Source organism: Serratia sp. BNK-33-b (assembly GCF_048684565.1).
Lineage (GTDB): Bacteria > Pseudomonadota > Gammaproteobacteria > Enterobacterales > Enterobacteriaceae > Serratia > Serratia marcescens.
On sequence record NZ_JBLQTZ010000001.1, the window covers coordinates 1,817,963 to 1,842,669 of the forward strand.

Sequence of the window (24,707 nt, forward strand, 5' to 3'; positions counted from 1 at the left end):
TCCGGTGAGGTGGCATGAAACAGGCGCCGTCAACTTCTAACCGGGATACAGCGTCGATGTTGACGCAAATGGTGCAGCGTCTGCCGCTGTCGGACGTGCATTTTCGCCGTATCAGCCAGTTGATTTATCAACGCGCCGGCATCGTGCTGGCGGAGCATAAGCGCGAGATGGTTTACAACCGCCTGGTGCGCCGGCTGCGGCTGTTGGGATTGCACGATTTCGGCGACTACCTGGCGCTGCTGGAAAGCGATCCGAACAGCGCGGAATGGCAGGCGTTCATCAACGCGCTGACCACCAACCTGACGGCATTTTTCCGCGAGGCGCATCACTTCCCGATCCTGGCGGAACATGCGCGCTCGCGGCCGAACGGCTACAGCGTCTGGAGCACTGCGGCCTCGACCGGCGAAGAGCCGTATTCGATCGCCATCACGCTGAGCGATGCCCTGGGTCAGCGGGCCGGCAGTTGCCAGGTCTGGGCCAGCGACATCGATACGCAGGTGCTGGAAAAAGCGGAGGCGGGCGTTTACCGCCAGGAAGATCTGCGCACCCTGACGCCGACCCAAATGCAGCGCTATTTTCTGCGCGGCACCGGGCCGCATCAGGGATTGGTGCGCGTGCGGCCGGAGTTGGCGGCGCGAGTGAACTTTCAGCCGCTGAATCTGCTGGCGCCGGAGTGGGCGCTGCCGGGGCAATTCGACGCCATTTTTTGCCGCAACGTCATGATCTATTTCGATAAGGCGACGCAGGAGCGCATCCTGCGCCGCTTCGTTCCCTTGCTTAAGCCGGGGGGGCTGATGTTCGCCGGCCACTCCGAGAATTTCAGCCAGATCAGCCGGGATTTCTACTTGCGTGGGCAGACCGTGTATGGGCTGACCAAGGAGAGGTAATGAGTAAAATCAGAGTGTTATGCGTAGACGATTCGGCACTGATGCGCCAGCTGATGACGGAAATCGTGAACGGCCATGCCGACATGGAAATGGTGGCGACCGCGCCGGATCCGCTGGTGGCGCGCGATCTGATCAAAAAATTTAATCCTCAGGTGCTGACGCTGGACGTCGAGATGCCGCGCATGGATGGGCTGGATTTCCTCGAGAAGCTGATGCGCCTGCGGCCGATGCCGGTGGTGATGGTCTCTTCGCTGACCGGCAAAGGCTCGGAAATCACGCTGCGCGCGCTGGAGCTGGGCGCGGTGGACTTCGTCACCAAACCGCAGCTCGGCATTCGCGAGGGCATGTTGGCCTACAGCGAGCTGATTGCCGAGAAGATCCGCACCGCCGCCAGAGCGCGCCTGCCGCAGCGCTCCAGCAGCCCGGCGCCGGCGATCCTCAGCCATGCGCCGCTGCTGAGCAGTGAAAAACTGATCGCCATCGGCGCTTCCACCGGCGGCACCGAAGCGATTCGCCAAGTGCTGCAGCCGCTGCCGGCCACCAGCCCGGCGCTGTTGATCACTCAACACATGCCGCCGGGATTCACCCGTTCGTTCGCCGAGCGGCTGAACAAGCTGTGCCAGATCACGGTGAAAGAAGCGGAGGACGGCGAGCGCGTGCTGCCGGGCCACGCCTACATCGCACCGGGGGATCGCCACCTGGAGCTGACGCGCAGCGGCGCCAACTATCAGGTGAAGCTGCATGACGGCCCGGCGGTCAACCGTCATCGCCCGTCGGTCGACGTGCTGTTCCGCTCGGTGGCGCAATACGCCGGCCGCAATGCGGTGGGGGTGATCCTCACCGGCATGGGCAACGACGGGGCGGCGGGGATGCTGGAGATGCACCGCGCCGGGGCCTATACCCTGGCGCAGAACGAGGCGAGCTGCGTGGTGTTCGGCATGCCGCGCGAGGCGATCGCCAGCGGCGGCGTCAGCGAAGTGGTCGAGCTGGACAGAATGAGCCAGCGCATGCTGGCGCAGATCGCCGGCGGCCAGGCATTGCGCATTTGATTTTAGTCCGCAGGGTCTACCCGGCGGCGATATGACCCAGGTTCGCCGCGCGGTGGCCTGCGGTGTTGCATCATTAAACGGTTAACTATTTCAGGAGTAATAATGGCAGACAAAAACCTCAGATTTCTGGTTGTGGACGACTTCTCCACCATGCGCCGCATCGTCAGAAATCTGCTCAAAGAGTTGGGCTTCAACAACGTCGAAGAGGCTGAAGACGGCGCGGATGCGCTGAACAAGCTGCGCGCCGGCGGTTTCGACTTCGTGGTGTCCGATTGGAACATGCCGAACATGGACGGACTTGAGCTGTTGCAAACCATCCGCGCCGACAGCGCGCTGGCCGCGATGCCGGTACTGATGGTGACGGCGGAAGCCAAGAAAGAAAATATCATCGCGGCGGCGCAGGCCGGCGCCAGCGGTTATGTAGTGAAACCATTTACGGCGGCGACGCTGGAAGAAAAGCTCAACAAGATTTTTGAAAAATTGGGCATGTAAGGAGAGGGCGATGAGAGACATTCCAATGCCTGCCAGCGATGCAGCGACCGCGGGAGAGATCATCTCCCGCATCGGCCAACTGACCCGAATGCTGCGCGACAGCATGCGCGAACTGGGGCTCGATCAGGCGATCGCCCAGGCGGCAGAGGCGATCCCGGATGCGCGCGACCGTCTTGACTATGTCGTAACCATGACGGCGCAGGCGGCGGAACGGGCGTTGAACTGCGTGGAGGCGGCGCAACCGCGCCAGGCGGAGCTGGAATCCGGCGCCAACGCGTTGAAAGGGCGCTGGGACGAGTGGTTCGCCAATCCCATCGAACTGGACGACGCGCGTTCTCTGGTCAACGACACGCGTCAGTATCTGGATCAGGTGCCGGGCCATACGGCCTTCACCAACGCCCAGCTGCTGGAAATCATGATGGCGCAGGACTTCCAGGATCTGACCGGTCAGGTGATCAAGCGCATGATGGACGTGGTGCAGGAGATCGAAAAGCAGCTGCTGATGGTGCTGATGGAAAACATGCCGGAGCAGCCGGTGAAGGAAAAACGGCCGAACGACAGCCTGCTGAACGGCCCGCAGCTCGACCAGAACGGCGTCGGCGTGATCGCCAACCAGGCGCAGGTCGACGATCTGCTCGACAGCCTCGGTTTCTGAGGCCTTTCGGGGCGCGCGACGGCGCGCCCCGACAACAAGCCACGCAGTTTTCGTCTCATCCCCTAAATAACCCGCCTTTTTCCCCGTTGTTCCGCCAATGACATCGCCAATTTTTTGGCATGCTGACCGCCATTCTTTACCCTCCCGATACAGGAACGGCGTTTCGTGGCTGAAGACAGCGATCTGGAAAAAAGCGAGGCCCCCACGCCCCACAGGCTGGAGAAGGCGCGTGAAGACGGCCAGATCCCGCGCTCCCGCGAGCTGACCTCGGTACTGATGCTGCTCTCGGGCCTTGCGATTATCCTGATGTCCGGCAGCAACATGGCGCAACAGCTGGCGGCGATGCTCACGCAAGGGCTGAACTTTGACCACGGCATGGTCAGTAACGACAAGCAGATGCTTCGCCAGCTCGGCATGCTGTTGCGACAGGCGGTGCTGGCGCTGCTGCCGATCATGGCGGGGCTGGTGCTGGTGGCGCTCGCCGCGCCAATGCTGTTGGGGGGCATTCTGTTCAGCGGCAAGTCGATTAAATTCGACGTGAAGCGGCTGAACCCGCTGTCCGGGTTGAAGCGCATCTTTTCCAGCCAGGTGTTGGCCGAGCTGCTGAAAGGGATCCTGAAAGCGACGTTGGTCGGCTGGGTGACCGGCCTCTATCTGTGGCACAACTGGGCGGCGATGCTGCATCTGATGACCCAGCAGCCGCTCGATGCGCTGGGCAATGCGCTGCAGATGATCCTGTTCTGCGGTTTTCTGGTGGTGCTGGGGCTGACGCCGATGGTGGCGTTCGACGTGTTCTATCAGCTGTGGAGCCACTTCAAAAAGCTGAAGATGACCAAGCAGGATATCCGCGACGAATTCAAGGATCAGGAAGGGGACCCGCACGTCAAGGGACGCATTCGCCAGCAGCAGCGGGCGATCGCCCGGCGCCGCATGATGGCCGACGTGCCCAAGGCGGACGTGATCGTCACCAACCCGACGCACTACGCCGTCGCGTTGCAGTACAACGACAAGAAAATGAGTGCGCCGAAGGTGCTGGCCAAGGGGGCCGGCGAAATCGCCTTGCGCATTCGTGAGCTCGGTGCGGAGCACCGCATCCCGATGCTGGAAGCGCCGCCGCTGGCGCGTGCGCTGTATCGGCACAGCGAGATCGGCCAGCATATTCCGGCCACCCTGTATGCCGCGGTCGCCGAAGTGTTGGCCTGGGTATACCAGCTGCGCCGCTGGCGGCGCGAGGGCGGCCTGATCCCGAAAAAACCTGAACGTTTACCGGTGCCGGAAGCACTGGATTTTGCAAGAGAGAGTGACTCTGATGGCTAATTTGGCCTCCCTGCTTCGTTTGCCGGGCAATTTTAAAGATACGCAGTGGCAGGTGCTGGCCGGCCCGGTGCTGATCCTGCTGATTCTGTCGATGATGGTGTTGCCGTTGCCGGCGTTTATCCTCGACCTGCTGTTTACCTTCAACATTGCGCTGTCGATCATGGTGCTGCTGGTGGCGATGTTCACCCAGCGCACGCTCGAATTCGCCGCTTTCCCGACCATCCTGCTGTTCTCCACGTTGTTGCGTTTGTCGCTCAACGTCGCGTCGACGCGCATCATCTTGCTGGAGGGGCATACCGGTTCCGCCGCCGCCGGCCGCGTGGTGGAAGCCTTCGGCCACTTCCTGGTGGGCGGCAACTTCGCCATCGGCATCGTGGTGTTCATCATCCTGGTGTTAATCAACTTCATGGTGATCACCAAGGGGGCGGGGCGTATCGCCGAAGTGGGCGCGCGCTTCGTGCTGGACGGCATGCCGGGTAAACAGATGGCGATCGACGCCGATTTGAACGCCGGATTGATTGGCGAAGACGAAGCGAAGAAACGCCGCGCCGAAGTGACCCAGGAGGCCGATTTTTACGGCTCGATGGACGGTGCCAGTAAATTCGTGCGCGGCGACGCCATCGCCGGCCTGATGATCATGGTGCTGAACGTGGTCGGCGGCCTGTTGGTCGGCGTGGTGCAACACGGCATGGAACTGGGGGCGGCGGCGGAAAGCTATACGCTGCTGACCATTGGTGACGGCCTGGTGGCGCAGATCCCGGCATTGGTGATCTCCACCGCCGCCGGTGTCATCGTCACCCGCGTCGCGACCGATCAGGATGTCGGCGAGCAGATGGTGGGCCAGCTGTTCAACAATCCGCGCGTGATGCTGCTGAGCGCCGGGGTGCTGGGCCTGCTGGGCCTGGTGCCGGGCATGCCGAACCTGGTGTTCCTGCTGTTTACCGCGGCTCTGCTGGGCCTCGCCTGGTGGCTGCGCGGCCGTGAACAGCAGGCGCCGAAAACGGTGGAAGATCCGGTGATGCCGGAGAATCCGCAGGCCACCGAGGCCAGTTGGGCCGACGTGCAGTTGGAAGATCCGCTGGGGATGGAAGTGGGCTACCGGTTGATTCCGATGGTCGACTTTCAACAGAACGGCGAGCTGCTTGGGCGTATCCGCGGGATCCGCAAGAAATTCGCCCAGGACATGGGTTATCTGCCGCCGGTGGTGCACATTCGCGACAACCTGGAACTGCCGCCAGCCAGCTATCGCATCCTGATGAAAGGCGTCGAGATCGGCAGCGGTGAAGCGCAGCCGGGCCGCTGGCTGGCGATCAACCCCGGCAATGCCGTTGGGGAGCTGGCGGGAGACAAAACCGTCGATCCGGCCTTTGGGCTCGAGGCGGTGTGGATCGACAGCGCCTTGCGCGAGCAGGCGCAGATCCAGGGCTTTACCGTGGTGGAGGCCAGCACCGTGGTGGCGACACACCTCAATCACCTGATCGGCCAGTTCGCCAGCGAGCTGTTCGGCCGCCAGGAGACCCAGCAGTTGCTGGATCGCGTGTCGCAGGAGATGCCTAAACTGACCGAAGACTTCGTGCCGGGCGTGGTGTCACTGACGACGCTGCACAAGGTGCTGCAAAATCTGCTCGCCGAGCGCGTGTCCATCCGCGATATGCGCACCATCGTCGAAACGCTGGCGGAACATGCCCCGGCGCAGAGCGATCCTTATGAGCTGACGACCGTGGTGCGGGTGGCGCTGGGCCGGGCGATCACGCAGCAGTGGTTCCCGGGCAACGGCGAGATTCAGGTTATCGGGCTGGATACCCAGTTGGAGCGCTTGTTGTTGCAGGCGTTGCAGGGCGGCGGCGGCCTGGAGCCGGGGCTGGCCGATCGCTTGCTGGATCAGGCGCGCCAGGCGCTGCAGCGGCAAGAGATGCTCAGCGCGCCACCGGTGCTGTTGGTTAACCATGCGTTGCGTCCTTTACTGGCGCGCTTCCTGCGTCGCAGCCTGCCGCAGCTCGTGGTGCTGTCCAACCTGGAGATTAACGACGATCGCCAGATTCGCATGACCTCGACCATTGGAGCCGCCTGATGAAACGCTGTCTGTTCGTATTTTGTTTGCTGGCGCCGCTCGCCGCCTATGCGGTGTCCGGCTCCTGGGTGGCCGAAGGGGCGGGCGTGACGCTGGAACAGGGCGGCATGCGTGATGAATCCGCCGCTTTGCGGCCGCCGAACGCGCTGCCGGATGCCAATGCGCGCATCACCCGCGTCAGCTGGCGCTACCGTTTGCTGGGGCCAGAGCCCGTGGGGCTGCAGGCGCAGCTCTGCACGGTGAACCGCTGCATTCCACTGGGCGGCGGCAGCGGCAGCAGTGACGGTCTGCAGGGCGAGCCGGCCAATGCGGAATTGCGCTTTATCTATTACGTGCAGTCGCAAGGCGGGTTGAACCCGCCGCTGCGGGTGATTGGCAATCAGGTGATCGTCAATTATCAGTAACATCAGGCCAGAATTTGCAGGCCGTTGCGTTCCACCAGCGTCAGCAGTTTCATCGCGGCGGAGTTCGGTTGCGCTTCGCCGCGCTCCCATTTCTGCACCGCCTTTTTGCTGACGTTGAGATACAGCGCAAACACCGGCTGACTGACGTTTTCCCGTTCGCGCAGCGCGCGGATCTCGGCCGGCCCGAACTGCTTCACCGGCCGCAGGCACAGCATGTCGAAGGTGCGCATGGTCACGTCGTCGACGAAACCGGCGCGGTGCAGCCCCTGAACTTCCTGGTGGATCTCGGCAAGAATTTTACTCATCGCTTAGCCTCCGTAACTCCCTGTTGTTGACCAGCTGGTAGAGTCTGAATGGCGAATAATCCAGATACAGCGCAGCCAGATGTTTCAATCCCTGTAACTCATCCGTACTGATGTTTTCTCTCTCACTTTTGGCAAAGCCGCGCATAAAAAACAGGCGTTCTTCATCGCGAAAAACGATCAGTACCCGATAGCCGCCACGTTTGCCCGCACCAGCCCGAGCGATGCGCTTTTTGTATACGCAACCGCCAAGATTGGCGTCGTACAGCTGATGTTGCATCTCTCGCGCCGCTTTCACTATCCTGGCATCACTGATGCGCTCGCGTGCGGCAAAACCCTGAAAGGTTTTGGTGAGATAAATGTCGACCATTCGCTCTCCCTGCGAATCTATACCCGTTAAGGGTATATTTCAAGTGGTTTAAAAATAACCACAGGGTGACAAGCGGCCAAAGGGAAAGAAACAGCCAAATTCACGCCATGCGCAGCCTGGCGCAAAGTCTTAAGTGAATTCAAAGAGTGATAGGGAGAAAATGCGACGGGATGCGCAGAAGCCGGTTAACGCATGCCCGGTGATAGGCTCACCGGGCAAATGAGTCAGGTCAGACGCCGATTTTTCTGCCGAGCAGGCTGCCGGCGTGCGACTGGCCATCTGGGCCATACAGCGATTTGTTGTTTTTGCTGAGGATGGCCAGCGCCTGCGCGTTATGGTCGATCTGCTGATTGAGCAGCAGACCGTTGTGCTGGTTCTTTTCGCGCAGCGTTTGGCTCAGCAACTGAACGCGCTGCCAACGATCGGCCAGGGGCGCTTGGCTGGCATAGGGGGCGCGTTGCCCGCAGGTTTTTTCCTGCCCCAGGCGCTGTTGCTCGAGGTAAGCGACCGTCGCCAGCAGTTGGCTTTTGGCATCGGTGACGCGCTGCAAGGCCACGCCCGGCAACTGGCCGGAACACAGCAAGTCGTGCTCTTCCTCCAGCACGCCGTTGAGCGCCTGCAGCGTTTCCAACAGTTTGTCCAGCAGTTGTGCCAGGTTTTCCATAGTAATGACTTATCCTTTACCGCTACTCGCCGCGCGCTGTCAGTCGCGTCCGGCGATCCATTGAACATCGCTCTGCGCGTCTTGCAGCAGCGCATCGGCGATTTTGCCGGCGTCCATCTTCAGTTCGCCGTTGCGGATCGCCTGCTTGATGGCCTCGACCCGACCCATATCGATATCCTGGGTGCCCGGCTGCATCAGGCGCGCCTGCGCCTCGCTCAGTTTGACCTGCGTGCCGCTGACGGCGGTTTCCGCCACGGCGGCCTTGCGCGATTGGAGCGGGTTGTCGGCCGGGGTTTCTCGCGGTTGCACAGTGGAAACCGGCTGTAACCGCTGGGTGCGATCGATACTCATGGTCCATCTCCGTTTACGCCGTGACCGCTCGCGGGCGACGACGCTGCAATGAAAGTTTTGCGGCCCTGGTGGCCAATAAAATGCTGCTTGATTTGTCTTATCGGCAAGGTTTGCGGAACCTTTACTTTTTTATAACGTAATGCGGATCGCGCCGTCGTCCCCGACCACGCCGCTGACGATCTGCCCGGAGGCCATGCGCACCCGCACGCTGTCTTCGGCGGCGGCGTTGTTCATCGCCTTGCCCGCACCGCTGATGCTGAATCCTTCGCCCTGTGCGTTGACCTGCACCGGTTGCCCTGCCTTGATAATCCAGGCGCGGCGCAGCATGGCGAGGGTCAGCGGCTGACCGGGGCTGATGTTGCGCAGGCTGACGGCGCCCACCGCTTTGCCCGCTTCGGTCAGCGCGCGCGGCGGCAGGGTATCGAGCCGGCCTGCTTTCAACGCCAGATCCGCCGCCGTCAACCGGCTGCCGGCGCTGATGCCGCGCGCCGAAACGAGATAGCGGCCGAACACCTGCACCTGCGTCTGGATAAAACGCCGCTCCTGCCCACAGCGCGCCGAAATGCTGACGTTGCCGCCGATCCGCGCGTTGGGTGGCAGCGACAGCTGCGGCAGTTCGCAAGCGGGCCATTGGTTCGGCGGCGTGCGCACCCGCACTTTTACCTGTACCGGTTCACCGCTGAACTTGCCCTGGATGAAGCTTTCGATTTGCGTCGCCAGATCGTCGGCGCGCGCGTTCAGACTGCACAGCAGGCCGATAAGCAGCAGCATTTTACCTTTCATCGTCATCTTCTCAAGCTTCATCGGGATACGCGTAAGTGTACCCGCAGCGCGCGCAGGCTAAGCAGATAAATAGCGCCCCATTTTGCGTTTATTCCCGCGATAGGGTGGCGCAGGGGGCGTTTATGCTGTCGACTCCAAATTCTAACCTCGCGGAGGGAGCATGCTCGACAAACTGGACGCGGCTCTGCGCTTTGGCCAAGAGGCGCTGAACTTGCGCGCCCAGCGGCAGGAAATTCTGGCCGCCAACATCGCCAACGCAGACACGCCGGGTTATCAGGCGCGGGATATCGATTTCGCCAGCCAATTGAACAAGGTGCTGGAGCAGGGGCGCGTCAGCGGCAACGGCATGGCGCTCAACCTGACGGCGGCGCGCCACATCCCGGCGCAGACCCTGCAGCCGCCACAGCTCGATCTGCTGTTCCGAGTGCCGGACCAGCCGTCGATGGACGGCAACACGGTGGACATGGATCGCGAACGCACCAACTTTGCCGATAACAGCCTGAAATATCAGACCGACCTGACGCTGCTCAATGGGCAGATCAAAGGGATGATGTCCGTGCTGCAACAAGGATAAGGCGCATGTCTTTACTGAATATTTTTGATATCTCCGGCTCGGCGTTATCGGCGCAATCCCAGCGCATGAACGTCAGCGCCAGCAACATGGCCAACGCCGACAGCGTGACCGGCCCGGACGGCGAGCCTTACCGCGCCAAGCAGGTGGTGTTCCAGGTCGCGGCGGCGCCGGGGCAACCGACCGGCGGCGTGCGCGTCGCCCAGGTGGTGGACGATCCGGCGCCCGAGCGCCTGGTGTATCAGCCGGGCAACCCGCTGGCGGACGCCAAGGGGTATGTGCGCATGCCGAACGTCGACGTGGTGGGGGAAATGGTCAACACCATCTCTGCTTCCCGCAGCTACCAGGCCAACGTCGAGGTGCTCAACACCACCAAGTCGATGATGATGAAGACCCTGACGCTGGGTCAGTAACCGGAGCTTCCCATGGCTATTGCCGCAACCACCAACGAGTCGTTGGATAACACCGTCATCGGTAACAACAGCAAAAATACCAACAGCCAGGATCTGCACAACAGCTTCCTGACGCTGCTGGTGGCGCAGTTGAAAAACCAGGATCCGACCAATCCGATGCAGAACAACGAGCTGACGTCGCAGCTGGCGCAGATCAACACCGTTCAGGGTATCGAAAAGCTTAACACCACGCTGGGGTCGATCTCCGGCCAGATCAACAGCAACCAGTCGCTGCAAGCCACCGCGCTGATCGGTCATGGCGTGATGGTGCCAGGCAACAACATTCTGGTCGGCAGCAAGGATGGCAAGGTCAGCACCACGCCGTTCGGCGTGGAACTGGAGCGCGCCGCCGATCAGGTGACCGCCACCATCACCAACGCCAGCGGGCAGGTGGTGCGCACCATTGAAATCGGCGGCCTGACCGCCGGCGTGCACGCCTTCACCTGGGACGGCTCGCTGGATGACGGCTCCACCGCGCCCGACGGCGCCTACAAAGTGGCGATTAACGCCAAAGGCAACGGCGAGCAACTGGTGGCGCGCAGCCTGCACTTCGGGCTGGTGAACGGCGTGATCCGCGACGGCAACGGCGCCAAGCTGGATCTCGGCCTGGCGGGCAACGCCACCCTGGAAGACGTGCGACAGATCTTATAACCCCAAGCATCAGGCTCAATCGGACGATAGCCTGACCACTATTCGGAGAATAACATGGCCTTTTCTCAGGCAGTCAGCGGCTTGAACGCGGCAGCAACCAACCTGGACGTGATCGGTAACAACATCGCCAACTCCGCGACTGCGGGCTTCAAATCCGGCAGCGTCTCCTTCGCCGACATGTTCGCCGGTTCGCAGGTCGGGCTGGGCGTCAAAGTGTCCGGCATCACCCAGAACTTCAAGGGCGGCACCACCACCGGCACCAGCCGCGCGCTGGATGTGGCCATCAACGGCAACGGCTTTTTCCGCATGCAGGATAAAGATGGCGGCATCTTCTATACCCGCAATGGCCAGTTCAAGCTGGACGAGAACCGCAACCTGACCAACATGCAGGGCCTGCAGCTGACCGGCTACCCGGCGGCCGGTTCCCCGCCGACCATCCAGCAGGGCGCCAACCCGGTGCCGCTGAGCATTCCCGAAGGCATGATGAACGCCAAGGCGTCCACCTCCGGCGAGATGGTGGCCAACCTGAAGTCCACCCATAAGGTGCCGGATGATCATAAGTTCGATCCGGCCAAGCAGGACAGCTACAACTACGTCAACACCATCACCGCTTACGACTCGCTGGGCAACGCGCACAATATCAACGCCTACTTCGTCAAGACAGAAGACAACAAGTGGCAGGTGTACACCCAGGACGGCAGCGCAGCTCCGGTGGATGCCGGCACCATGGAGTTCAGCACCAGCGGCAACCTGGTGAAAACCACCAGCACCAACGGCGCGCCGGGCGAGTTCAGCATGGTGATCCCGATGGCCGCCAAAGACGGCGCGCCGGCGCAAAACTTCACCCTGAGCTTCGCCGGCAGCATGCAGCAGAACGTGGGCAGCGACTCGGTGAGCAAAGTGGCGCAGGACGGCTATGCCGCCGGCGAATACACCAACTTCCAGATCAACAACGACGGCACGGTGGTGGGCATCTACTCCAACCAACAGACCCAGGTGCTGGGCCAGATCGTCATGGCCAACTTCTCCAACCCGGAAGGGCTGGCGTCGCAGGGTGATAACGTGTGGCAGGAAACCGGCGCGTCCGGCCAGCCGCGCGTCGGTCTGTCGGGCGGTGGCGGCTTCGGTAAGCTGACCAGCGGCGCGCTGGAATCTTCCAACGTCGATCTGAGCCAGGAGCTGGTGAACATGATCGTCGCGCAGCGTAACTACCAGTCCAACGCCCAGACCATCAAGACGCAGGACTCCATCCTGCAGACGCTGGTTAGCCTGCGCTGATAGGGCCGAGTTATGGATCACGCGATTTATACCGCGATGGGCGCGGCGCGCCAAACGCTGGAACAGCAATCCATTACCGCCAACAACCTGGCCAACGCGTCGACGCCGGGCTTTCGCGCCCAGCTTGCCGCGTTGCGCGCGGTGCCGGTCGACGGGCCGAGTATGGCGACCCGCACCTTGGTGACTGCCTCGACGCCGGGCGCCGACATGAGCCAGGGCGCGCTGAACTACACGGCGCGTCCGCTGGACGTGGCGCTGCAGCAGGACGGTTTCCTGGCGGTGAGTCTGCCGGGCGGCGGTGAAGCTTACACCCGCAACGGCAACATTCAGATCTCCTCCACCGGGCAGTTGACGGTGCAGGGGATGCCGCTGATGGGCGACGGCGGCCCGATCGAGGTGCCGCCGTCTGCGGAGATCACCATCGCGGCCGACGGCACCATTTCGGCGCTGAACGCCGGCGATCCGCCGAACACCATCGCGCAGATTGGCCGCCTGAAGCTGGTGAAAGCCGACGCGCGCGAAGTGATGCGCGGTGACGACGGGCTGTTCCGCCTGACGCCGGAAACCCAACAGCTGCGCGGCAATCAGTTGCAAAACGATCCGCAGGTGCGGGTGATGCCCGGGGTGCTGGAAGGCAGCAACGTCAAGCCGATGGAGACCATGGTCGACATGATCGCCAACGCCCGCCGTTTTGAAATGCAAATGAAGGTCATCCACAGCGTGGATGAAAACGAACAGCGTGCCAACTCACTGCTCTCAGTGAGCTAAGCAGCAAGGAAATAACCGATGATTCCATCCTTATGGATTGCCAAAACCGGTCTGGACGCGCAGCAGACCAACATGGACGTGATCGCCAACAACCTGGCGAACGTCAGCACCAACGGCTTCAAGCGCCAGCGTGCGGTATTTGAAGATCTGCTGTACCAGACCATGCGTCAGCCGGGCGCGCAGTCCTCCGAGCAGACTACGCTGCCTTCCGGTCTGCAGATCGGCACCGGCGTGCGTCCGGTGGCGACCGAGCGGCTGCACAGCCAGGGCAACCTGTCGCAGACCAACAACAGCAAAGACGTTGCCATCAAGGGGCAGGGTTTCTTCCAGGTGATGCTGCCGGACGGCACCCAGGCCTACACCCGCGACGGGTCGTTCCAGATCGATCAGAACGGCCAGTTGGTCACCTCCAGCGGTTTCCAGGTGCAGCCGGCGATCACCATTCCGGCGAACGCGCTGTCCATCACCGTCGGCCGCGATGGCATCGTCAGCGTCACCCAGCAGGGGCAAACCGCCGCCCAGCAGGTGGGCCAACTGACGCTGACGACCTTTGTCAACGACAGCGGTCTGGAGAGCGTGGGCGAGAATCTGTATCAGGAAACCGAAAGCTCGGGCGCGCCGAACGAGAGCACGCCGGGGCTGAACGGCGCCGGTCTGCTGTATCAGGGCTACGTGGAAACCTCCAACGTCAACGTGGCGGAAGAGCTGGTCAACATGATCCAGACTCAGCGCGCTTATGAGATCAACAGCAAAGCGGTATCGACCTCCGATCAGATGCTGCAAAAGCTGACGCAACTGTAATCTGTCCTTGACGGGCCCGGCATGCCGCGCCCGTCATTCTCTTTCGTGAAACAAAGGCGATACCCGTGGTAACCACATATTCGATGGCAATCCTGCCGCGGCAGGGACAACGCTGGCTGGCGGGAATGGTGATGCTGACGCTGAGCGGCTGCGCTTATATTCCGCACAAACCGCTGGTGGACGGCGCGACCACGGCGCAACCCGCGCCGGCCAGCGCGCCGATGCCGAACGGCTCGATCTTCCAGACGGTGCAGCCGATGAACTACGGCTATCAGCCGCTGTTCGAAGACCGCCGGCCGCGCAACGTCGGCGACACCCTGACCATCGTGCTGCAGGAAAACGTCAGCGCCAGCAAAAGCTCCTCCGCCAATGCCAGCCGCAACGGCGCCAGCAAGTTCGGCGTCGCCACCTCGCCGCGTTACCTCGACGGCCTGTTGGGCAATGCGCGCGCCGATATGGACATTTCCGGCGACAGCACCTTCGGCGGCAAGGGCGGCGCCAACGCCAACAACACCTTCAACGGCACCATCACGGTGACGGTCAACCAGGTGCTGGCCAACGGCAACCTGCACGTGGTGGGGGAAAAGCAGATCGCCATCAACCAGGGCACCGAATTCATCCGCTTCTCCGGCGTCGTCAACCCGCGCACCATCAGCGGCAACAACTCGGTGACCTCGACGCAGGTGGCGGACGCGCGTATCGAATACGTCGGCAATGGCTATATCAACGAAGCGCAGACCATGGGCTGGCTGCAGCGCTTCTTCTTAAATGTTTCACCGTTCTAAGGATTGACTGATGCTGAAAAAATGGTTTATCGCGCTGTGCGTCGGGCTGGTGTGCTTGCCGGCGGCGGCGGAGCGCATCCGCGATCTGGTGACGGTGCAGGGCGTGCGAGACAACGCCCTGATCGGCTACGGCCTGGTGGTGGGGCTGGACGGCTCCGGCGACCAGACCATGCAGACGCCGTTCACCACCCAAAGCTTGAGCAACATGCTGTCGCAGCTGGGCATCACCGTGCCGCCGGGCACCAACATGCAGCTGAAAAACGTGGCGGCGGTGATGGTGACCGCCAAACTGCCGCCGTTCTCACGCGCCGGGCAGAATATCGACGTGGTGGTTTCTTCGATGGGCAACGCCAAGAGCCTGCGCGGCGGCACTTTGCTGATGACGCCGCTCAAAGGCGTGGATAATCAGGTCTATGCCCTGGCGCAGGGCAACGTGCTGGTCGGCGGCGCGGGCGCGGCGGCCGGCGGCAGCAGCGTGCAGGTCAACCAGCTGGCGGGCGGGCGCATCAGCAACGGCGCCACCATCGAGCGCGAGCTGCCGACCACCTTCGGCAGCGGCGGCGTTCTCAACCTTCAGCTGAACGACGAGGATTTCACGCTGGCGCAGCAGATCAGCGACGCCATCAACCGCCAACGCGGCGGCGGCACCGCGACGCCGCTCGACGCCCGCACGATCCAGGTGCTGGTGCCGCAGGGCAACAGCTCTCAGGTGCGCTTCCTGGCGGAGATTCAAAACATCACCGTCAACGTCGGGGCGATGGACGCCAAAGTGATCATCAACTCGCGCACCGGGTCGGTGGTGATGAACCGCGATGTGATCCTCGATTCTTGCGCCGTCGCCCAGGGCAATCTGTCGGTGGTGGTCGATCGGCAGAACACCGTCAGCCAACCGACGACGCCGTTCGGCGGCGGCCAGACGGTGGTGACGCCTAACACCCAGATCTCGGTGCAACAGCAGGGCGGATCGCTGCAGAAAGTGAACGCCAGCGCCAACCTGAACAACGTGATCCGGGCGCTGAACGCGCTGGGCGCCACGCCGATCGATCTGATGTCGATCTTGCAGGCGATGCAGAGCGCCGGCTGCCTGCGCGCCAAGCTGGAAATCATCTGATGGCCGGCGATCTGATGGCGATGTCGGGCGCGGCCTATGACGCCCAGGCGCTGAACGGCCTGAAGCGCGACGCGGCGGCCGACCCGCAGGGCAACCTCAAGCAGGTGGCGCAGCAGGTAGAAGGCATGTTCGTGCAGATGATGCTGAAAAGCATGCGTTCCGCCTTGCCGCAGGACGGGGTGTTGAGCAGCGACCAAACGCGGCTGTATACCTCGATGTACGACCAGCAAATCGCCCAGCAGATGTCGCAAAAAGGGCTGGGGCTGGCCGACATGATGGTCAAGCAGATGAGCAACGCCAACGCGGTGCCGAGCGAAACGGCGGGCCTGTCGCCGATGGCGCTGGACAACGAGGTGCTGCAAACGCTGCCGAACCAGGCGCTGGAGCAAATGGTGCGCCGGGCGATGCCGAAGGCCCCGCCGGCCGCCGCGCCGCTGTCGCTCAACAACGGCAACTTCGTCGCTCGCCTGTCGATACCGGCGAAGGTCGCCAGCCAGCAGAGCGGCATTCCGCATCAGCTGATCGTCGCGCAGGCGGCGCTGGAGTCCGGTTGGGGGCAGCGCGAGATCCCGACATCAGACGGCACGCCGAGCTACAACCTGTTCGGCATCAAGGCCGGCGGCAGCTGGAGCGGACCGGTGACGGAGATCACCACCACCGAGTTCGAACAGGGTGCGGCGAAGAAGGTGAAGGCGAAGTTCCGCGTCTACGGTTCCTATGTGGAAGCGATCGCCGATTACGTCAAGCTGTTGACCAACAACCCGCGCTACGCCGATGTGGCCGCTGCGCGCAGCCCGGAGCAGGCGGCGCATGCGCTGCAACGCGCCGGGTACGCCACCGACCCGCAGTACGCCAGCAAACTGGTCAGCGTGATTCAGCAGATGAAGAACGCGGGGGAGCAGGCGGTGAAAGCCTATACCCACGATCTGAACGATTTGTTCTAAATCCCCCGTCATTCTTGACGCTGCAGCGGCGTTGATTGCACAAGCTCGCCCCGGTCACTTGGCTTAATCAAGCTCCCGGGGGCTCCCTTGCTTGTCGTCTTGCTGCGGCGCCAATTATTTAGGGGATAGGCGGTAATGGAGGCTCGCTGGATGCTGACCGCATTGCCGCTTTTTTTCCTCAAGTTCTTCTCATTTTTGCCGATAACCGAAACAGGCTGAGCGAACAGGCTCAGCAGCTCAATTAAGAACCCTGTGGGCCACCGGCGCCGCAGCATAAGGAATTCCGATGTCCAATAGCTTAATCAATACCGCGATGAGCGGGCTGAATGCGGCTCAGGTGGCGCTCAGTACCGTCAGCAACAACATCTCCAACTACAACGTGGCGGGCTACAACCGCCAGACCGCGATCCTGGCGCAGAATGGCGGCATGGCCACCATGAGCGGCTTTATCGGCAACGGCGTGACCGTCACCAGCGTCAACCGCGAATACAACCAGTTCATCACCAACCAGCTGCGCGGCGCACAAAGCGCGTTCGGGGCGCAAAACGCCTATTACGAGAAGATTTCACAGATCGACAACCTGTTGGCGAGCAAGACCAACCCGCTGTCGACCAACATGCAGGACTTCTTCACCAACCTGCAGAACCTGGTGAGCAACGCCGGTGACGACGCCGCGCGCCAGACGGTGCTGGGCAAGGCTAACGGCCTGGTGAACCAGTTCAACAACACCGATAAATTCCTGCGCGATATGGATAACGGCGTTAATCAACAGATCAGCGATACGGCGCAGCAGATCAACAGCTACGGCCAACAGATCGCCAAGCTGAACGACGAGATCACCCGTTTGCGCGGCAGCGCCGCCGGCGAGCCGAATGCGTTGCTGGATCAGCGCGATCAGCTGGTCACAGAATTGAACCAGCTGGTGGGCGTACAGGTCACGCAGCAGGACGGCGACGCTTATACCGTCTCCTTCGCCAACGGCTTGACGTTGGTGCAGGGCAGCAACACCTATCAGGTGGAAGCCGTGCCTTCCAGCAGCGATCCTTCCCGTCTGACCATCGGCTATAACCGCGGCAACGGCGCCAGCGAAGTGCCGGAAGGCCAGATCACCAGCGGCACGCTGAGCGGCGTGCTGAAATTCCGCAGCGAAACGCTGGACGGCGTGCGCAATCAACTGGGCCAGTTGGCGCTGGCGATGGCGGACAGCTTTAACCAACAGCATCGCGCCGGCTTCGATCTGAACGGCGATGCGGGCGGCGACTTCTTCAGCTTCAGCGGCGGCCGGGTGGTGGATAACACCCGCAACACCGGCGACGCGTCGCTGTCGGTCGCTTACACCGATACCGGCAAGGTGAAAGCCAACGATTATCGCGTCGAGTTCGACGGCAGCAACTGGCAGGTCAGCCGCCTGCCGGACAACGTGAAAGTCAACGCGACGCCGGGCACCAGCGCTGACGGCAAACCGACGCTGAACTTCGACGGGTTGGAAGTGAGCATCGACGGCAATGCGCAAGCCAAAGACAGCTTCACCGTGAAGCCGGTCAGCGACGTGGCGGGCAACCTGAAAGTGGCCATCACCGATTCGTCCAAGATCGCCGCCGCCGGTAAAGACGACAGCGGGCGCGGCGATAACGAAAACGCCAAGAAGCTGCTGGATCTGCAGACCAAAAACCTGGTGGACGGCAAGGCGACCCTGAGCGGCGCTTACGCCGGCATCGTCAGCGGCGTCGGCAACCAGACCGCTGCCGCCAAGGCCATCGCCACGTCGCAGGCCAAGATCGTCACGCAACTGGGCGCGCAACAGCAGTCGATGTCCGGCGTCAACCTTGACGAAGAGTATGGCGAGCTGCTGCGTTTCCAGCAGTACTACATGGCCAACGCGCAGGTGATTCAGACCGCCAGCTCGCTGTTCGACGCGCTGCTGAATATTCGTTGATTTCATTGTTAATCGGCGCCGATAACGGCGCCGGTCGCTCAGAGTAAGGAACCCACAGCATGCGCATGAGCACCAGCATGATGTACCAACAGAACATGAACGGCATCACGGGCAACCAGTCGCTGTTCATGAAGGCGGCCGAGCAGCTTTCTTCGGGCAAGCGGGTGATCAACCCGTCCGACGATCCGCTGGCGGCGTCGCGCGCGGTGATGTTGTCGCAATCGCAGGCGGAAAACAGCCAGTACACGCTGGCGCGCACCTTCGCTCGTCAGAACGTGTCGATGGAAGAAACGGTATTGGCCGGCGCGACCTCCACCATCGCGGACATGAAGGCGCTGATCGTCAACGCCGGCGGCACCGAAAGCGATAACGATCGCCAGTCGCTGGCCACCCAGCTGCAGGGGCTGAAAGATCAGCTGCTGAATCAGGCCAACAGCACCGACGGCAACGGCCGCTATATGTTCGGCGGGTATGTGAACGACAAGGCGCCGTTCGTCGATAACGGCGGCACCGTCAGCTATCAGGGCGGCGACAAGACGGTTCAGCAGAAAGTGGACGCCAACCGCACCATGACCATCGGCCATACCGGCAACGCGGTGTTCATGTCGTTGACCAGCAACCCTAAGCCCGAGCCGGACGGCAGCGCGCCGGTCAGCAACGTATTCGAGAGCATCGATATCGCGCTGAACGCGCTGAAAACCCCGCTGCAGGGCGCCGACGAGGCCACCAAGCAGCAGGTGAACGATGCGCTGGCGAAAGCCAACCGCGGCCTGGACAACTCTTACAACAACGTGCTGAGCGTGCGCGCCGAGCTGGGCAGCCAGCTGCAGGAGATGGATCAGCTGGACAGCATCGGTAAAGAGCGTGACATGACCAACCAGATCCAGATGAGCGCGTTGACGGATGCCGACCTGGCCGAGTCTATCTCGTCTTATTTCATGCAGCAGGCGGCGCTGCAGGCGTCGTATAAAACCTTCAGCGATATGCAGGGCATGTCGCTGTTCCAGATGAATCGTTAAGAGCAATACCCCGTTGCCTGACCGCGACGGGTTTCCCTTTAGTGCGCTTAGAAAACGCCTTCTCCGCCCCGCGGGGAGGGAGGCTTCTTGAAACCGGGCGCACTCGTTTGGCGCGTTACTCGTTCTCCCACTACTGACTGAGTGACGCGCCTTTTTTTCATCAGGAAAGTAATAATAAGATTGTCACCCCTGTTTAATGCGTAACGGCATTATTGAAATCAGTGGCGGAAAAATCGCGATAGATATTATTTCCCTGACGATAAATAGCGCTGCTATTTCTTTTTCTTCTCCACTTTCCATTTTCCGCCGTCGGCCGTCTCGGTAAACGAAACTCTAAACTTGTTGCTTTTCCAGTGGGTCAAACCGAATAACCGGCGTGCTTTTCGGTTGCTTTTCGCTTTAATCATGAATTCGCTCCTGTGGTTAGCAAAGGTCGATGCTGCGCCCTGCAGCCGGCGGGCGCCGGACGCATTTATTCAGGGTGTAAGTTATCTGTCGCGCATTTAACCCTGCGTGACTGCGTTATTTTTTATTTTCACTTGGGAGTCAACGTTTTTATCGCCGCTGATGGCTAGCGTGGTACAAGCGATATTTCTGTTGCCGGGTCTATTCTAGGTCGGGGTTTTATTTATTCAAGCCGCCGGAGACATTTGAACCTTAATCCGGATAAAAGCCGTTTCTCAGGCTTTTGTCCCAAGAAAGCGTTTTTATTGCCATTTTGTCTTAGGCGGAAGAGGGGGAAGGAAGGGGCCGCCGGATTCAGAAGGTCATGCCGCCGATCACCGCCGCCAATCGATCGAACACTTCGCCGAACAGGTGTTCGCAGAACGGCGCCAGCATCGGCATCATCATGCCCAGCGTCATGATGCCGAAGGTCATGGTGACCGGGAAGCCGATCACGAAGACCGACAGCTGCGGCGTCATGCGGTTGAGCAGGCCGAGCGCCATGTTGAGCGTCAGCAGCAGGCAGATCAGCGGCAGCGCCAGCATCATGCCGTTGATGAAGATCAGCGAGCCGACCTGAGTCAGCACCAGGAAGCCGTTGCCGTTCAGCGGCTGCGTTTGGACAGGCAGGGTGTGGAAGCTGTCCGCCAGCAGCGAAATCAGCCACAGATGGCCGTCAAAGCTGAGGAACAGCAGCATCGCCAGCAGGTTGAGCAGGCGCGCCAGCACCGGCATGTTCGGGCCGCCGCTGGGATCGAAGAAGGTGGCGAACGACAGGCCCATCTGCATGCCGATCACTTCGCCCGCCAGGCGCACCGCCGCGAAGGCGAACTGCATGGTCAATCCCAGCGCCACGCCGATCAGAATCTGTTGGATCGCCAGCCACAGGCCGGCGGCGGAGAAGATCGGGATATTGCTGGCGGGCAGCGTCGGCGCGATCAGGATGACGATCAGCCCGCCAAGGCCGATTTTGACCTTTTTGCTGATCTGCTTTTCGCTGAATATCGGCGCGGTGCCGATCAGCGCCAGAATGCGCAGCAGCGGCCAAAAATAGTGGCTGAGCCAAACGGTGAGTTGGGCGCTGTCGAAGGCGAGCACGGTCAGCCGATCAGGGTTGGCAGGTTGCTGAACAGGGTGCGCATGTAGTCCAGCAGCAGGTTCAACATCCAGGGGCCGGCGATGATGATGGTGGCCACCACCGCCAGAATTTTAGGGATGAACGACAGCGTCATTTCGTTGATCTGGGTGGCGGCCTGCAGCAGGCTGACGACCAGGCCGCTGATCAGCGCCGCCAGCAGCAGCGGGGCGGCCAGCGCCAGCGCGACTTTCATCGCCTCGGTGCCGAGCGCCATAACCGATTCAGGTGTCATCTCGCTTTCTCCGGTCAGGGGTTACGAATAGAAGCTCTGCGCCAGCGAGCCGAGCAGCAGCTGCCAGCCATCGACCAGCACGAACAGCATCAGCTTGAACGGCAGCGAGATAGTGGCCGGCGGCACCATCATCATCCCCAGCGCCATCAGCACGCTGGCGACCACCAGGTCGATGATCAAGAACGGAATAAACACCGTAAAGCCGATCTGGAAGGCGGTTTTCAGTTCACTGGTGACGTAGGCGGGCAGCAGGATGCGCATCGGCACCGCTTCCGGGCCGGCCAGCGGCGGCTGATTGGCCAGTCTGGCGTACAGCGCCAGGTCGGTTTCGCGCGTTTGCCGCAGCATGAATTCGCGCAGCGGCTGCGCGCCTTTATCCAGTGCGACCTCCAGCCCGATCTTGTCCTGGCTGAACGGCAGATAGGCGTCCTGATAAACCTTGTCGAACACCGGCGACATGATGAAGAAGGTCAGGAACAGCGCCAGCCCCAGCATCACCTGGTTCGGCGGCGCCGAAGGCGTGCCCAGCGCGTTGCGCAGCAGGCCGAGCACGATGATGATGCGGGTGAAGCTGGTCATCATCAGCAGCATGGCCGGCAGGAAGGTCAGTGAAGTCAACAGCACCAGCGTCTGCACCGGCAGCGACCAGCTTTGGCCGCCATTGGCCAGCGGTTGGCTGATCAGCCCCGGCAGTTGTGCAAAAGCCGCCGGGCTGATCAGCAGCAGGGCGGCGGGGAGCCAAACCGCCGGGCGGCGGACGAGGGTATGAAGAGTCGAGGTCATGCCGATTTTTCCGGGCGTTTCATAACTTTTTGCATCAGTTGACGGAAGTCCGCCGGTGTCGCCGCGTCGGCCGCGCCCTCGTCTTTCGGCGGGGCGGGCAGGGTGTGCAGCGGGGTGATCTGCTGGGCGGTGACGCCCAATACCAGCAAGGTGTCGTCGACTTCCACCACCACCACGCGTTCGCGCTGCCCGACCTGGCAACTGGCGCGCAGGTTGAGCAGTTTGTTGTTGCGCGCCTGCGGGGCGAAACCCAGCCGACGGAACAGCCAACCGGCCAGCAGGATCAGCAGCAGAATGCCGCCGAGCGCGCTGCTGACCTGCATCAACACCGAACCGGCCGGCAAGGCCGGCGCGGCGGGGGGTTGGGTGCTTTGGACGGTAACGGGCGCCGCGGCGGTCATCAGCGGCTCAGTCGACGCATGCGTTCGGAGGGGGTGATGATGTCGGTGATGCGCACGCCGAACTTGTCGGCCACCACCACCACTTCACCTTGCGCGATCAGGTAACCGTTGATCAGGATATCCAGCGGTTCGCCGGCCAGGCCGTCCAGCGCCACCACCGAGCCTTGCGACAGGCGCAGCAGCTCTTTGATGGTCATCTTGGTGCGCCCCAGTTCCACGGTCAGCTTGACCGGAATATCCAGGATCAGGTCGATATCCTGCAGGCTGCCGAGCGCATCCTGAGCTTCCAGCGACTTGAACACCCCTTCGGTGCTCGCGCCGGATTTCTCTGAAGACTGCTGCTCGTTAAACGCATCAGCCCACAGATCGTCTACGGATTCCTTTCCTTCGCCAGACGGTTGCTTAGGATCACTCATTGGGCTGTTCCTCACTCAGAGCATTCAAAATAGGGTTAATCAAATGTTCAACACGCAGGGCGTATTGCCCGTTCAACGTGCCGTATTGGCTGGTCAGAACCGGTACGCCGTCCACATGGGCGATCAGGCGTTCCGGCTTGTCTATCGGTAATACATCGCCCGGTTGCAGCTTCAGAACTTTCGACAGCCGCATCGGGATATCGACGAAGTTGGCGATCAGTTCCAGTTCGGAATGCTGCACCTGCTTCACCAGGGTTTCGCGCCAGTGGCTGTCTTCCTGCCGCGAGTTTTCCAGCGGCGGGTTGGTCAACAGCTCGCGCAGCGGTTCGATCATCGCGAACGGAATGCAGATGTTGAACTCGCCGGTCAGCGCGCCGATCTCCACCTGGAACGGCGTGGTGACCACGATGTCGTTCGGCGAGGTGGTGATGTTGGTGAACTTCACCTGCATTTCGGCGCGCACGTATTCCACGTCGATTTTGTAGATGGCGCTCCAGGCGTCGCCATAGGCGTCCAGCGCCAGGCGCAGCATGCGTTTGATCACCCGCTGTTCGGTCGGAGTGAATTCGCGGCCTTCGACCTTAGTCGGGAAGCGGCCGTCGCCGCCGAACAGGTTGTCGACGGCGATGAACACCAGACTCGGCGCGAACACGAACAGGGCAGTGCCGCGCAGCGGATTCAGATGCACCAGGTTCAGGTTGGTCGGCACCGGCAGGTTGCGGGCGAACTCGTGATACGGCTGGATTTTGATCGGGCCGACGGTAATGTCCGGGCTGCGGCGCAGCAGGTTGAACAACCCCATGCGGAACTGCCGGGCAAAACGTTCGTTGATGATTTCCAGCGCGTGCAGACGCTCGCGCACCACGCGGCGCTGGGTGTTCGGATCGTAAGGCTTGACCTCGCTCTCTTTGCCGACCACCGCCTCGGGTTCATCACCCGCGCTGTCGCCGTTGAGCAAGGCGTCGATCTCTGCCTGTGAAAGAATGCTATCGCCCATAGTGATTACCGCAGTATGAAGGCGGTGAACAGCACGTCGCTGACCACCTGCTTCGGTTGTCCCTTAACCAGCGGCGGGCTGAGCACGTCCTTAATCTGCGCCACCAGCTGTTGCTTCCCTTGTTCATTGGCCAACTGGCTCGCTTCCTGGCGGGAGAGCAGCATCAGCAAGCGGCTGCGCACTTCCGGCAGAAAATCGTTCAGCTGACGGCGGGTACTTTCGTCCGGCAGACGCAGCGTGAGGCCGATGTACAGCACGCGATCCGGGTTGTTGTCCGGCGTCACCAGGTTGACGGTAAAGGTGTCGAGCGGCATGAACACCGGCGCGGCCGGCGGTTGCTGTTTGGCGGCGGCCGGTTCGGCGCCGTTTTTATGCTGTTGCAGCAGCCACCAGCTGTAGCCCGCGGCGCCACAGGCGACGACGCTGATCAACACCAGCAGGATGACCAGAAGGGAGCGTTTCGGTGCTGCCGGAAGGGTGTTCTGAGACATAGCCAAATCTAATTCCTGTTGTTCCACCCGCGGCCGGCGAGGCGGCGGGCATGGCGCGCGGCAAAGCCGCACGCATGACATGTAAAGGTATTATCGCGTCTATCGCGGCGTGCAATAGCCTGAATAGACGCGCAAATGGGTGCC

General features: G+C 61.7%; 31 protein-coding genes. 18 read left to right on the forward strand and 13 right to left on the reverse strand.

The genetic code is table 11. From position 1 onward, the window contains the following. Positions 1-14: 14 nt before the first annotated feature. The 7 genes from cheR (at position 15) to ACMGGK_RS08665 (ending at position 6,875) form a co-directional block, all read left to right on the forward strand. Complete coding sequence (gene cheR, locus ACMGGK_RS08635; protein WP_025159837.1) at positions 15-887, forward strand: protein-glutamate O-methyltransferase CheR; 873 nt, start codon at positions 15-17, stop codon at positions 885-887. Beyond that, the gene (locus tag ACMGGK_RS08640; RefSeq protein WP_015378262.1) at positions 887-1,936 is read left to right on the forward strand and encodes a protein-glutamate methylesterase/protein-glutamine glutaminase; all 1,050 of its coding nucleotides are present in this window, start codon (positions 887-889) and stop codon (positions 1,934-1,936) included. Before cheR ends, ACMGGK_RS08640 begins: the two co-directional genes overlap by 1 nt. 102 nt (positions 1,937-2,038) lie before the next feature. Continuing rightward, positions 2,039-2,428: a chemotaxis response regulator CheY gene (gene cheY, locus ACMGGK_RS08645; protein ID WP_004934862.1), complete on the forward strand. Its 390-nt coding sequence runs from the start codon at positions 2,039-2,041 to the stop codon at positions 2,426-2,428. A 10-nt stretch (positions 2,429-2,438) separates the two neighbouring features. After that, positions 2,439-3,083, forward strand: a complete 645-nt coding sequence (gene cheZ, locus ACMGGK_RS08650; protein ID WP_004934858.1) for a protein phosphatase CheZ — start codon at positions 2,439-2,441, stop codon at positions 3,081-3,083. 165 nt (positions 3,084-3,248) lie between these two features. Next, on the forward strand, positions 3,249-4,400 hold the full coding sequence (flhB, locus tag ACMGGK_RS08655; RefSeq protein WP_016927290.1) for a flagellar biosynthesis protein FlhB: 1,152 nt from the start codon (positions 3,249-3,251) through the stop codon (positions 4,398-4,400). Next, positions 4,393-6,471: a flagellar biosynthesis protein FlhA gene (gene flhA / locus ACMGGK_RS08660; protein WP_049299120.1), complete on the forward strand. Its 2,079-nt coding sequence runs from the start codon at positions 4,393-4,395 to the stop codon at positions 6,469-6,471. Before flhB ends, flhA begins: the two co-directional genes overlap by 8 nt. Beyond that, positions 6,471-6,875, forward strand: a complete 405-nt coding sequence (locus ACMGGK_RS08665; protein WP_206194783.1) for a flagellar protein FlhE — start codon at positions 6,471-6,473, stop codon at positions 6,873-6,875. Before flhA ends, ACMGGK_RS08665 begins: the two co-directional genes overlap by 1 nt. Positions 6,876-6,877: 2 nt before the next feature. On the opposite strand, the gene ACMGGK_RS08670 is transcribed toward ACMGGK_RS08665, so the two are convergent. From ACMGGK_RS08670 to flgA, 5 genes are all read right to left on the reverse strand, one after another. Then, positions 6,878-7,180: a helix-turn-helix domain-containing protein gene (locus ACMGGK_RS08670; protein ID WP_015378258.1), complete on the reverse strand. Its 303-nt coding sequence runs from the start codon at positions 7,178-7,180 to the stop codon at positions 6,878-6,880. Beyond that, the gene (locus tag ACMGGK_RS08675; protein ID WP_049299123.1) at positions 7,173-7,547 is read right to left on the reverse strand and encodes a type II toxin-antitoxin system RelE/ParE family toxin; all 375 of its coding nucleotides are present in this window, start codon (positions 7,545-7,547) and stop codon (positions 7,173-7,175) included. Before ACMGGK_RS08675 ends, ACMGGK_RS08670 begins: the two co-directional genes overlap by 8 nt. A gap of 229 nt (positions 7,548-7,776) precedes the next feature. Further along, a complete protein-coding gene (locus ACMGGK_RS08680; RefSeq protein ID WP_016927294.1) occupies positions 7,777-8,211 on the reverse strand; it encodes a flagella synthesis protein FlgN in 435 nt (144 codons plus the stop codon). A 39-nt stretch (positions 8,212-8,250) separates the two neighbouring features. Further along, complete coding sequence (gene flgM, locus ACMGGK_RS08685; protein WP_016927295.1) at positions 8,251-8,562, reverse strand: flagellar biosynthesis anti-sigma factor FlgM; 312 nt, start codon at positions 8,560-8,562, stop codon at positions 8,251-8,253. Positions 8,563-8,691: 129 nt separating this feature from the next. Beyond that, positions 8,692-9,345: a flagellar basal body P-ring formation chaperone FlgA gene (gene flgA, locus ACMGGK_RS08690; protein WP_049299124.1), complete on the reverse strand. Its 654-nt coding sequence runs from the start codon at positions 9,343-9,345 to the stop codon at positions 8,692-8,694. Between the two features lie 160 nt (positions 9,346-9,505). Here flgA and flgB point away from each other — a divergent pair, with 160 nt between their 5' ends. From flgB to flgL, 11 genes are all read left to right on the forward strand, one after another. Continuing rightward, positions 9,506-9,919 carry a flagellar basal body rod protein FlgB gene (flgB, locus tag ACMGGK_RS08695; protein ID WP_015378256.1) on the forward strand — a complete coding sequence of 138 codons (414 nt, stop codon included), beginning with the start codon at positions 9,506-9,508 and terminating at the stop codon, positions 9,917-9,919. A 5-nt stretch (positions 9,920-9,924) separates the two neighbouring features. After that, the gene (gene flgC / locus ACMGGK_RS08700; RefSeq protein WP_004934826.1) at positions 9,925-10,329 is read left to right on the forward strand and encodes a flagellar basal body rod protein FlgC; all 405 of its coding nucleotides are present in this window, start codon (positions 9,925-9,927) and stop codon (positions 10,327-10,329) included. A 12-nt stretch (positions 10,330-10,341) separates the two neighbouring features. Further along, complete coding sequence (gene flgD / locus ACMGGK_RS08705; protein WP_016927297.1) at positions 10,342-11,019, forward strand: flagellar hook assembly protein FlgD; 678 nt, start codon at positions 10,342-10,344, stop codon at positions 11,017-11,019. Positions 11,020-11,073: 54 nt separating this feature from the next. Next, positions 11,074-12,297 carry a flagellar hook protein FlgE gene (gene flgE, locus ACMGGK_RS08710; RefSeq protein WP_143778241.1) on the forward strand — a complete coding sequence of 408 codons (1,224 nt, stop codon included), beginning with the start codon at positions 11,074-11,076 and terminating at the stop codon, positions 12,295-12,297. 12 nt (positions 12,298-12,309) lie between these two features. Continuing rightward, on the forward strand, positions 12,310-13,065 hold the full coding sequence (locus tag ACMGGK_RS08715) for a flagellar basal body rod protein FlgF (protein WP_049240622.1): 756 nt from the start codon (positions 12,310-12,312) through the stop codon (positions 13,063-13,065). 18 nt (positions 13,066-13,083) lie between these two features. Beyond that, positions 13,084-13,866: a flagellar basal-body rod protein FlgG gene (gene flgG / locus ACMGGK_RS08720; RefSeq protein WP_004934819.1), complete on the forward strand. Its 783-nt coding sequence runs from the start codon at positions 13,084-13,086 to the stop codon at positions 13,864-13,866. Between the two features lie 83 nt (positions 13,867-13,949). Further along, complete coding sequence (gene flgH / locus ACMGGK_RS08725) at positions 13,950-14,651, forward strand: flagellar basal body L-ring protein FlgH (protein WP_004934817.1); 702 nt, start codon at positions 13,950-13,952, stop codon at positions 14,649-14,651. A 10-nt stretch (positions 14,652-14,661) separates the two neighbouring features. Next, positions 14,662-15,762 carry a flagellar basal body P-ring protein FlgI gene (locus ACMGGK_RS08730; RefSeq protein WP_004934816.1) on the forward strand — a complete coding sequence of 367 codons (1,101 nt, stop codon included), beginning with the start codon at positions 14,662-14,664 and terminating at the stop codon, positions 15,760-15,762. Then, complete coding sequence (gene flgJ, locus ACMGGK_RS08735; RefSeq protein WP_049299127.1) at positions 15,762-16,706, forward strand: flagellar assembly peptidoglycan hydrolase FlgJ; 945 nt, start codon at positions 15,762-15,764, stop codon at positions 16,704-16,706. Before ACMGGK_RS08730 ends, flgJ begins: the two co-directional genes overlap by 1 nt. A gap of 286 nt (positions 16,707-16,992) precedes the next feature. After that, complete coding sequence (flgK, locus tag ACMGGK_RS08740; RefSeq protein WP_016927301.1) at positions 16,993-18,642, forward strand: flagellar hook-associated protein FlgK; 1,650 nt, start codon at positions 16,993-16,995, stop codon at positions 18,640-18,642. A 59-nt stretch (positions 18,643-18,701) separates the two neighbouring features. Further along, positions 18,702-19,661 carry a flagellar hook-associated protein FlgL gene (gene flgL, locus ACMGGK_RS08745; RefSeq protein WP_016927302.1) on the forward strand — a complete coding sequence of 320 codons (960 nt, stop codon included), beginning with the start codon at positions 18,702-18,704 and terminating at the stop codon, positions 19,659-19,661. Between the two features lie 272 nt (positions 19,662-19,933). Here the strand turns inward: flgL and sra are convergent, their stop codons facing one another. From sra to fliL, 8 genes are all read right to left on the reverse strand, one after another. Further along, the gene (sra, locus tag ACMGGK_RS08750) at positions 19,934-20,068 is read right to left on the reverse strand and encodes a stationary-phase-induced ribosome-associated protein (RefSeq protein ID WP_087763075.1); all 135 of its coding nucleotides are present in this window, start codon (positions 20,066-20,068) and stop codon (positions 19,934-19,936) included. A gap of 352 nt (positions 20,069-20,420) precedes the next feature. After that, a complete protein-coding gene (fliR, locus tag ACMGGK_RS08755) occupies positions 20,421-21,203 on the reverse strand; it encodes a flagellar biosynthetic protein FliR (protein WP_033640028.1) in 783 nt (260 codons plus the stop codon). Positions 21,204-21,205: 2 nt separating this feature from the next. Beyond that, positions 21,206-21,475 (reverse strand): flagellar biosynthesis protein FliQ, encoded by a 270-nt coding sequence (fliQ, locus tag ACMGGK_RS08760; RefSeq protein ID WP_004934803.1) that lies wholly within the window; start codon positions 21,473-21,475, stop codon positions 21,206-21,208. A gap of 21 nt (positions 21,476-21,496) precedes the next feature. Continuing rightward, positions 21,497-22,258 carry a flagellar type III secretion system pore protein FliP gene (gene fliP / locus ACMGGK_RS08765; RefSeq protein WP_004934802.1) on the reverse strand — a complete coding sequence of 254 codons (762 nt, stop codon included), beginning with the start codon at positions 22,256-22,258 and terminating at the stop codon, positions 21,497-21,499. Next, the gene (fliO, locus tag ACMGGK_RS08770; protein WP_049299130.1) at positions 22,255-22,659 is read right to left on the reverse strand and encodes a flagellar biosynthetic protein FliO; all 405 of its coding nucleotides are present in this window, start codon (positions 22,657-22,659) and stop codon (positions 22,255-22,257) included. Before fliO ends, fliP begins: the two co-directional genes overlap by 4 nt. After that, positions 22,659-23,075 carry a flagellar motor switch protein FliN gene (gene fliN, locus ACMGGK_RS08775; RefSeq protein WP_004934799.1) on the reverse strand — a complete coding sequence of 139 codons (417 nt, stop codon included), beginning with the start codon at positions 23,073-23,075 and terminating at the stop codon, positions 22,659-22,661. The genes fliO and fliN overlap by 1 nt, the downstream gene beginning before the upstream one ends. After that, the gene (gene fliM, locus ACMGGK_RS08780) at positions 23,068-24,072 is read right to left on the reverse strand and encodes a flagellar motor switch protein FliM (RefSeq protein ID WP_004934798.1); all 1,005 of its coding nucleotides are present in this window, start codon (positions 24,070-24,072) and stop codon (positions 23,068-23,070) included. Before fliM ends, fliN begins: the two co-directional genes overlap by 8 nt. 5 nt (positions 24,073-24,077) lie before the next feature. After that, entirely contained in the window at positions 24,078-24,563 is a 486-nt protein-coding gene (fliL, locus tag ACMGGK_RS08785) for a flagellar basal body-associated protein FliL (RefSeq protein ID WP_016927307.1), read from the reverse strand. Between the last annotated feature and the right edge of the window lie 144 nt (positions 24,564-24,707).

Excerpts from the sequence above, each read along its gene's own strand:
- cheY (WP_004934862.1), top strand. The coding sequence starts at position 2,039 with ATGGCAGACAAAAACCTCAGATTTCTGGTTGTGGACGACTTCTCCACC.
- flgJ (WP_049299127.1), top strand. The coding sequence starts at position 15,762 with ATGGCCGGCGATCTGATGGCGATGTCGGGCGCGGCCTATGACGCCCAG.
- flgG (WP_004934819.1), top strand. The coding sequence starts at position 13,084 with ATGATTCCATCCTTATGGATTGCCAAAACCGGTCTGGACGCGCAGCAG.
- sra (WP_087763075.1), bottom strand. The coding sequence starts at position 20,068 with ATGATTAAAGCGAAAAGCAACCGAAAAGCACGCCGGTTATTCGGTTTG.
- flgC (WP_004934826.1), top strand. The coding sequence starts at position 9,925 with ATGTCTTTACTGAATATTTTTGATATCTCCGGCTCGGCGTTATCGGCG.
- ACMGGK_RS08715 (WP_049240622.1), top strand. The coding sequence starts at position 12,310 with ATGGATCACGCGATTTATACCGCGATGGGCGCGGCGCGCCAAACGCTG.
- cheZ (WP_004934858.1), top strand. The coding sequence starts at position 2,439 with ATGAGAGACATTCCAATGCCTGCCAGCGATGCAGCGACCGCGGGAGAG.
- fliQ (WP_004934803.1), bottom strand. The coding sequence starts at position 21,475 with ATGACACCTGAATCGGTTATGGCGCTCGGCACCGAGGCGATGAAAGTC.
- flgK (WP_016927301.1), top strand. The coding sequence starts at position 16,993 with ATGTCCAATAGCTTAATCAATACCGCGATGAGCGGGCTGAATGCGGCT.
- flgA (WP_049299124.1), bottom strand. The coding sequence starts at position 9,345 with ATGAAAGGTAAAATGCTGCTGCTTATCGGCCTGCTGTGCAGTCTGAAC.
- ACMGGK_RS08670 (WP_015378258.1), bottom strand. The coding sequence starts at position 7,180 with ATGAGTAAAATTCTTGCCGAGATCCACCAGGAAGTTCAGGGGCTGCAC.
- flgL (WP_016927302.1), top strand. The coding sequence starts at position 18,702 with ATGCGCATGAGCACCAGCATGATGTACCAACAGAACATGAACGGCATC.
- ACMGGK_RS08640 (WP_015378262.1), top strand. The coding sequence starts at position 887 with ATGAGTAAAATCAGAGTGTTATGCGTAGACGATTCGGCACTGATGCGC.
- fliM (WP_004934798.1), bottom strand. The coding sequence starts at position 24,072 with ATGGGCGATAGCATTCTTTCACAGGCAGAGATCGACGCCTTGCTCAAC.
- ACMGGK_RS08730 (WP_004934816.1), top strand. The coding sequence starts at position 14,662 with ATGCTGAAAAAATGGTTTATCGCGCTGTGCGTCGGGCTGGTGTGCTTG.
- fliN (WP_004934799.1), bottom strand. The coding sequence starts at position 23,075 with ATGAGTGATCCTAAGCAACCGTCTGGCGAAGGAAAGGAATCCGTAGAC.
- flgH (WP_004934817.1), top strand. The coding sequence starts at position 13,950 with ATGGCAATCCTGCCGCGGCAGGGACAACGCTGGCTGGCGGGAATGGTG.
- cheR (WP_025159837.1), top strand. The coding sequence starts at position 15 with ATGAAACAGGCGCCGTCAACTTCTAACCGGGATACAGCGTCGATGTTG.
- fliL (WP_016927307.1), bottom strand. The coding sequence starts at position 24,563 with ATGTCTCAGAACACCCTTCCGGCAGCACCGAAACGCTCCCTTCTGGTC.
- flgD (WP_016927297.1), top strand. The coding sequence starts at position 10,342 with ATGGCTATTGCCGCAACCACCAACGAGTCGTTGGATAACACCGTCATC.
- ACMGGK_RS08680 (WP_016927294.1), bottom strand. The coding sequence starts at position 8,211 with ATGGAAAACCTGGCACAACTGCTGGACAAACTGTTGGAAACGCTGCAG.
- flgM (WP_016927295.1), bottom strand. The coding sequence starts at position 8,562 with ATGAGTATCGATCGCACCCAGCGGTTACAGCCGGTTTCCACTGTGCAA.
- flgE (WP_143778241.1), top strand. The coding sequence starts at position 11,074 with ATGGCCTTTTCTCAGGCAGTCAGCGGCTTGAACGCGGCAGCAACCAAC.
- ACMGGK_RS08665 (WP_206194783.1), top strand. The coding sequence starts at position 6,471 with ATGAAACGCTGTCTGTTCGTATTTTGTTTGCTGGCGCCGCTCGCCGCC.
- flgB (WP_015378256.1), top strand. The coding sequence starts at position 9,506 with ATGCTCGACAAACTGGACGCGGCTCTGCGCTTTGGCCAAGAGGCGCTG.
- fliP (WP_004934802.1), bottom strand. The coding sequence starts at position 22,258 with ATGACCTCGACTCTTCATACCCTCGTCCGCCGCCCGGCGGTTTGGCTC.
- fliO (WP_049299130.1), bottom strand. The coding sequence starts at position 22,659 with ATGACCGCCGCGGCGCCCGTTACCGTCCAAAGCACCCAACCCCCCGCC.
- ACMGGK_RS08675 (WP_049299123.1), bottom strand. The coding sequence starts at position 7,547 with ATGGTCGACATTTATCTCACCAAAACCTTTCAGGGTTTTGCCGCACGC.
- flhA (WP_049299120.1), top strand. The coding sequence starts at position 4,393 with ATGGCTAATTTGGCCTCCCTGCTTCGTTTGCCGGGCAATTTTAAAGAT.